Origin of the sequence: Paenibacillus sp. 3LSP (genome assembly GCF_032465655.1) — a bacterium.
In the GTDB taxonomy this organism is placed as follows: Bacteria; Bacillota; Bacilli; order Paenibacillales; family Paenibacillaceae; genus Fontibacillus; species Fontibacillus barengoltzii.
Genome location: NZ_JAWDJI010000214.1, coordinates 1 through 6,639, shown reverse-complemented (window position 1 = coordinate 6,639; position 6,639 = coordinate 1). Strand labels below are relative to the sequence as shown.

Genomic DNA, 6,639 nt, shown 5'->3' with positions numbered 1-6,639 from the left:
CACGGTTCGCGTTCCAGGCATCTTAAATGACTGCCCACGCTAGCTTGACACTGACCATTTTCTCCGCCCGCTTGCCTTTCAATTTTATTTTATATATCATAAAACACATATGAACATCTGTTATCAGGAATGGGAAGATTTGTTCTTTATAAATTGTTTTCTGCGAATTAGCAGGAATTAAGAACTATTTTGTCGAAAGAGCAAGAGGATATGGAGAAGGTGTCTGGGATGGATGAGAAGCAATGGTACTTAGAATACAAAATACATAAAAATCGCCCAGGACTTTTGGGGGATATCGCCTCCATGTTAGGGATGTTGGAGATCAACATCTTAACGATTAACGGCGTGGAAGGCAAGACGCGCGGGCTGCTGCTCGAGACCAATGATGACGGAAAAATCGAACAAGTCAGTCAGTTATTGAACAAGGTGGACAGTATTACGGTCACCGCTTTGCGGAATCCGCGTCTAGTCGATTTGCTCGCCGTCCGTCATGGACGCTATATCGATCGGGATTCCGATGATCGCAAGACGTTCCGATTTACGCGGGATGAGCTGGGGATCTTGGTTGATTTTCTAGGCGAAATCATGAAACGGGATGGCCATCAGGTGATCGGACTACGAGGGATGCCTCGTGTGGGGAAGACGGAATCGATTATCGCCGGAAGCGTCTGCGCGATGAAACGATGGACGTTTGTATCTTCAACGCTCTTGCGGCAAACGGTACGCAGCCAATTGTCAGAGAATGAAATGGACCCTAGGAATGTATTTATTATTGACGGTATCATAAGTACTCTTCGTTCCAATGAAAAGCATCATCAGCTCTTGCAAGAGTTGATGTCCATGCCTTCCACGAAAGTTATCGAACACCCGGATGTGTTCGTGAAAGAGTCTGAATATAGTTATGACAATTTTGACATAATTATTGAATTGCGTAACAATCCTGATGAGCAAATCGTTTACGATACGTTCACGACAATTTATACGGACGATCTCTAAACGATGAGCCGCATAAAGAAATCATAAGCAGGAGGTGATGGTCGTGTCGGATTTGGGCCAGCAGTTAAGAGAAGCCCGCCTTGCCAGAGGTTTGTCGCTGGATGACGTACAGGAAATGACGAAGATTCGCAAACGATATTTGGAAGCCATCGAAATGGGGGATTATAAGGTTCTGCCTGGTAGCTTCTATGTTCGGGCTTTTATTAAAACGTATGCGGAGACCGTCGGCTTGGACGCGGACGAACTGCTTGCCGAACATCGGCAAAACGTGCCTTCTACAGCTCCGGAACCTACGATGGAACCGGTGATTCAAAAGCGCCGCAGCCGGCAGCACAACGAGCGCAACTCGAAATGGCTGTCCACGACGCTGATGTGGTCGTTTACTGTGCTGATTTTGATTGTTATCTATCTGTATTTCACAGTATGGGGAAATAATAACGATCAAGCGGATAACAATAAGGAGCCGGATCCTACGCCGGTCACTCAGGGGACCAACCAAAATGGCAACAAAACCGGTAATACAGCCAGTGGCGATACCGTAGGCGGGAACAATGGCGCCCAGAATGGGACAAACAATAGTGCGGAATCGGGATCAAATCAGGGTACCGATACGAATACCGGGAATGCGGGGAACGCGGGAGACGAATCCCCGACGAATGATACCGATAATCAGGCGGTGACGATCGTACCGGACGGAACGGAAGGTAGCACTACGAAGTTCAAGATTCAAAACCCTGGGACGGGGCCTGTGCAAGTCGTGATTACAGCTAGCGGAAAAAGTTGGGTTGAAGTACGCAAAGGCAACTCTAAGGGTGAGAAGTTGTTTTATGACAACACTAAAGAAGGCGACGTATTAACCTATGATATCGGACCGGAAGGGTTATTCGTCAAATCGGGTAATTCCTCTCAAACCGTGATCACGGTCGCCGGACAAACAATTGAGGATGGAAAGACGACGTCCAAGTTCCTATTGAACCTTGATGACGGAACAGGCGGCGGTACCACAGGGGATACCGGAACGGAAGACGCCGGTATGGGTAGAGACAATTCAACCACAGAAGGCAACGAATAAGCGAGGCCGGCCACAAGCTGATCGCTTATTCGCTTAATCAAAAGCGCGGTGAGGACCATCAGGTCAAGCAGCGCTTTTTTGGCTTTATTCGGCAGTATGGTAATGGCGGCGACGAATGGCTCGACTTTGCGATTTTTTTTACATATAATTTAATTATGTAAAGATTGGAAACCGAGAAAGGAATGTGACTTATGGCTTCGGAAAATTCTTTCGACATCGTTTCAAAAATGGACATGCAGGAATTGACCAACGCAATCGATCAAACGGAACGGGAAATTGCAAACCGCTTTGATTTCAAAGGTAGCAAGAGCGAGCTGAAGCTGGAGAAAGACGAACTGGTTATCGTTTCTGACGATGAATACAAGCTGGGAGCGGTCATCGACATCCTGCAATCGAAAATGATTAAGCGCGGGTTGCCGATCAAGAACTTGGATTACGGCAAAGTGGAACCGGCATCCATGGGCACCGTGCGTCAGCGAATTAAATTGAAGCAAGGGATCGACCAGGAAAATGCCAAGAAAATTAATGTGCTGATTCGCGATTCCAAGTTGAAGGTCAAAAGCCAAATTCAAGGTGATCAAATTCGCGTAACAGGCAAGAGCCGTGACGATTTACAAGAGATCATCCAGATGCTGCGTAAAGCCGACTTGTCGGTGGATTTGCAGTTCACCAATTTTAAATAGTGCACAAGGGTCTCCTGCAGGGAATATCTAGCTGCGGCAGGCCCTTTTCATATTTTTGACAGCATTGGTCCCGGAATATTATACTTGTAGAGGTTGTTTAATCCTTAAGTTTGACGGGAATTTTGGCTTTCAACGATGGGGGAAATGGTTCATGACAGAAAAGGTAAAAATCGTGACATTGGGCTGCGAGAAAAATTTGGTGGACTCGGAAATCATGTCGGGTCTAATTGAGCAGCGCGGCTATTCCTTGGTGGATAATCGCGAGGATGCAACCGTCATTATCGTCAACACCTGCGGATTTATCGATGCGGCGAAGGAAGAATCGGTAAATACGATTCTTGAGCTGGCCGATTTGAAGGAAAGCGGAAGATTGAAAGCACTGATCGTTTCCGGGTGTTTGACGCAGCGATATAAGCAGACTTTAATGGAGGAAATGCCGGAGATCGACGGTATTGTGGGGACGGGAGATTTTCACCAAATCAATCGGATCGTTGACGAAGCGCTGAAAGGCAAGAAGCCGGCGCTGGTCGGCAACCCTGTCTTTAATTATGAACAAGCGTTGCCGCGCAAGCTGTCTACAGCCCGCTACACGACCTACGTGAAGATCGCTGAGGGCTGCGATAACAACTGTACGTTCTGCAGCATTCCGATCATGCGCGGGAAGTTCCGCAGCCGTTCCATGGAATCGATTTTGGAGGAAGTCCGCAGCATGGCGGCCCAGGGCGTTAAGGAAATCAGCCTGATTGCGCAGGATTCTACCAATTACGGTACCGACTTGTATGGCGAGTTTAAGTTGGCAGAGCTGATGGATCGCGTCACTCAGGTGGAAGGCGTGGAGTGGGTGCGGTTGCATTATGCTTATCCCGGCTTCTTTACGGACGAGCTGATTGAGATGATGGCGACCAATCCGAAAATCTGCAAATACGTGGATATGCCGCTGCAACACAGCGAAGACTCCATCTTGAAACGGATGCGTCGGCCTGGCCGGAATCGCGACATCCGCGAGCTGGTTGCAAAGATTCGTGCGCGGATACCGAACGTTTCTTTACGTACGTCTTTGATCGTTGGGTTTCCAGGGGAAACGGATGAAGATTTTGAGCGGTTATGTGAGTTTGTGCGCGAGATCAAGTTCGACCGCCTTGGTGTATTTACCTATTCCAAGGAAGAGGATACGCCGGCATCACGTTTGCCGGATCAAGTGGATGAAGAGGTCAAAGAATGGCGGGCGAATACGCTGATGGAGATTCAGCGGGAGGTTGCAAACGCCAACAGCAGTAAGTACATCGGTCAGGTTCTGGACGTGCTGATCGAACGTTATGACGGGCGTAGCGACGTTTACGTCGGCCGCTCGCAATATGACGCTCCGGAAATCGATGGCGAAGTTTACGTCACGAATTGCCCGGTCGGGCTAGGAGAACTGACCAAAGTGCGAATTACGCATGCTTTTGATTATGATTTGTCCGGGGAGGCTGTCCTGTGAATTTGCCCAACCGTATCACATTAGCTCGTATTTTCATGATTCCGGTGATGCTGGTCTTCTTGCTGTTGGATGCCGGATGGCTCGCCTATGAGCTGACGCTTGGCGAGTACTCGTTGCCGGTAAACCAACTGATAGCGGCAGTGCTGTTTATTATCGCTGCCAGCACGGACGGGATTGATGGTTACATCGCTCGTAAATATAATCTGGTCACCAATTTAGGTAAACTGCTTGATCCGCTTGCAGATAAGCTGTTGGTAGGAACGGTGCTGATTGGTCTTGTGGCCTTGGGCAAATGCGATGCCTGGATTGCAGTTATCATTATCGCCCGTGAGTTTGCGGTGACCGGCTTGCGCGAAGTTGCGCTTCTGGAAGGCTCCGTCATTGCGGCCAGCAAGTGGGGCAAGGCGAAGACCATCACGCAGATCATCGCGATTTCGGCGTTGCTATTGAACAATTTTCCGTTTGAATGGTTATCGATCCCGTTTGATGATATCGCGATTTGGCTGGCGGCAATCATCACGTTGTATTCAGGGATTGATTATTTCGTGAAGAATAAGAGCGTGCTTTCTTTTTCCAAAGTATAAATGGATTTTGGGAGTTAAGGCAGAACACTGAAGGAGGCATGCGAAAATGAAAGCGGAAATTATTGCGGTAGGGACGGAGCTGCTGCTTGGTCAAATCGTCAATACAAATGCACAGTACTTGTCTCAGGAGTTAGCCGCGCTTGGGCTCGATGTTTATTTCCAAACGGTGGTTGGCGATAATATGAATCGACTGGCCGAGGCGGTAAAGACGGCATCGGGGCGGGCGGATGTGCTGATCCTAACGGGCGGGCTGGGTCCAACCCAGGACGATCTTACGAAGGAGGCGCTGGCTGAGGTACTCGGTCGGACGCTATACATCGACCCGGAAGCGATGGCGAATATCGAGCGATTCTTTCAAGACCGCGGAGTCCCGATGACGGAGAACAATCGCCGTCAGGCGCTCGCCATTGAAGGGGGCACGCCGCTTCCGAATGAAACTGGTCTGGCGGTGGGCAATGCGATTGCGTTGAACGGCAAGTTCTATATCGTATTGCCTGGTCCGCCAAAGGAAATGAAGCCGATGTTCGAGCATCAGGCGAAGCCTTGGATTTTGAAGCATGTGCTGACCAGCGAGATGCCGATTTTTTCGCGAATGCTGAAGTTTGCGGGGGTTGGCGAGTCTGCCTTGGAGACCAAACTGCTCGACCTGATTCAGGCGCAAAGTGATCCTACGGTGGCGCCCTATGCGAAGGAAGGCGAAGTTACGATTCGCATCTCCACTAAAGCGGCAAATGAGCAGGAAGCGGCGGTGAAGCTGGATGCGATGGAGCGTGAGATTGCCTCGCGGCTGCCGGAGCATTTGTACGCGAACGTGGATGAGCCTATCGAGAAGACGATCCTCGATTTAATGGCTTCGCGCGGTCTTACGTTGAGCGCAGCCGAAAGCTGCACCGGCGGCCTACTCATGGAGATGTTCACCGCATTGCCCGGCAGTTCAGCCGTGTTTACGGGCGGGATCGTATGCTACTCCAATGCGATGAAGGAGAAGTTGCTCAACGTGCCGCATGACCTGCTTGAAGGTGAAAATGCGCCAGGCGCAGTCAGCTCGGAAACGGCCAAGTTCCTGGCGGAGCAGGTGCGCCTGACTGTAGGCACCGACATTGGGCTGTCGATCACCGGCGTGGCAGGGCCTGCTCATTCTGAGCGCAAGCCTGTGGGGCTCGTGTATGTTGCGATTGCGCGCGAGGGTGCGGATACTGCCGTCTTCGAACTGAACCTCAAGGGCAACCGTGAGATCATTCGACTGCGCGCTGTGAAGTCGCTGTTCTACCAATTGTGGCGGGTCTTGCAGGGAAGATAAGGTGGGCTTTTCACTGTACAGCAGCTTAGTGTATAGTGGCTTATTTTTACGCATTATCCCGATCAATCAGGGGAAGGGCAGGAGTGCTTTGCAATACGAGCGGTCTCAATGTTCCAATGTTCGTTCGTTGCTTTGCAGCTCTTGCGTTTTGGAAGAATATGACATATAATCAAGATACGGAAGAACCGTAGCAAACGGATTGAGTTGTGCTGCGGTTCTTTTTTTGTTGGGAGAGTAACGTTGGGAGAGTAACGTTGGGAGGGGGCGTTGGAAATAGGGGAGGATGAACGGGTTGAGTTGATTGTCGCTTTGCTAGTTTAGTTATGGTGCGTCGGATTGGTGGGAACAGGGAATCTATAAGAAAAATCATATATAATTGTGCTTCATGAGGCCAAATCTACGTGATCTGTATGAAAAATCGGTTATAATCCAGTACGATGGAGTTGAAATGTTGAAATGAGCAAATATAGCACTAGCCTTGCATCTAAAGTGACATGGTATTCAATTAATTGTTAATCTTGGTT

Annotated in this window: 6 protein-coding genes; all 6 read left to right on the top strand. The window is 49.5% G+C overall.

Features of this window, described 5'->3' with window-relative positions; all coding sequences use genetic code 11:
• Positions 1–228 precede the first annotated feature (228 nt).
• The 6 genes from RW092_RS18695 (at position 229) to RW092_RS18670 (ending at position 6,115) form a co-directional block, all read left to right on the top strand.
• Complete coding sequence (locus RW092_RS18695) at positions 229–996, top strand: DUF3388 domain-containing protein (RefSeq protein ID WP_016312382.1); 768 nt, start codon at positions 229–231, stop codon at positions 994–996.
• Between the two features lie 43 nt (positions 997–1,039).
• Entirely contained in the window at positions 1,040–2,068 is a 1,029-nt protein-coding gene (locus RW092_RS18690; protein WP_316010954.1) for a RodZ domain-containing protein, read from the top strand.
• A gap of 191 nt (positions 2,069–2,259) precedes the next feature.
• The gene (locus RW092_RS18685) at positions 2,260–2,751 is read left to right on the top strand and encodes a YajQ family cyclic di-GMP-binding protein (RefSeq protein ID WP_009223078.1); all 492 of its coding nucleotides are present in this window, start codon (positions 2,260–2,262) and stop codon (positions 2,749–2,751) included.
• Between the two features lie 151 nt (positions 2,752–2,902).
• Positions 2,903–4,231, top strand: coding sequence for a 30S ribosomal protein S12 methylthiotransferase RimO (gene rimO / locus RW092_RS18680; protein WP_316010953.1), 1,329 nt, complete (start codon positions 2,903–2,905; stop codon positions 4,229–4,231).
• Complete coding sequence (pgsA, locus tag RW092_RS18675) at positions 4,228–4,815, top strand: CDP-diacylglycerol--glycerol-3-phosphate 3-phosphatidyltransferase (protein WP_028539125.1); 588 nt, start codon at positions 4,228–4,230, stop codon at positions 4,813–4,815. Before rimO ends, pgsA begins: the two co-directional genes overlap by 4 nt.
• A gap of 46 nt (positions 4,816–4,861) precedes the next feature.
• Positions 4,862–6,115, top strand: a complete 1,254-nt coding sequence (locus RW092_RS18670) for a competence/damage-inducible protein A (RefSeq protein WP_028539124.1) — start codon at positions 4,862–4,864, stop codon at positions 6,113–6,115.
• The last annotated feature ends 524 nt before the right edge of the window (positions 6,116–6,639 follow it).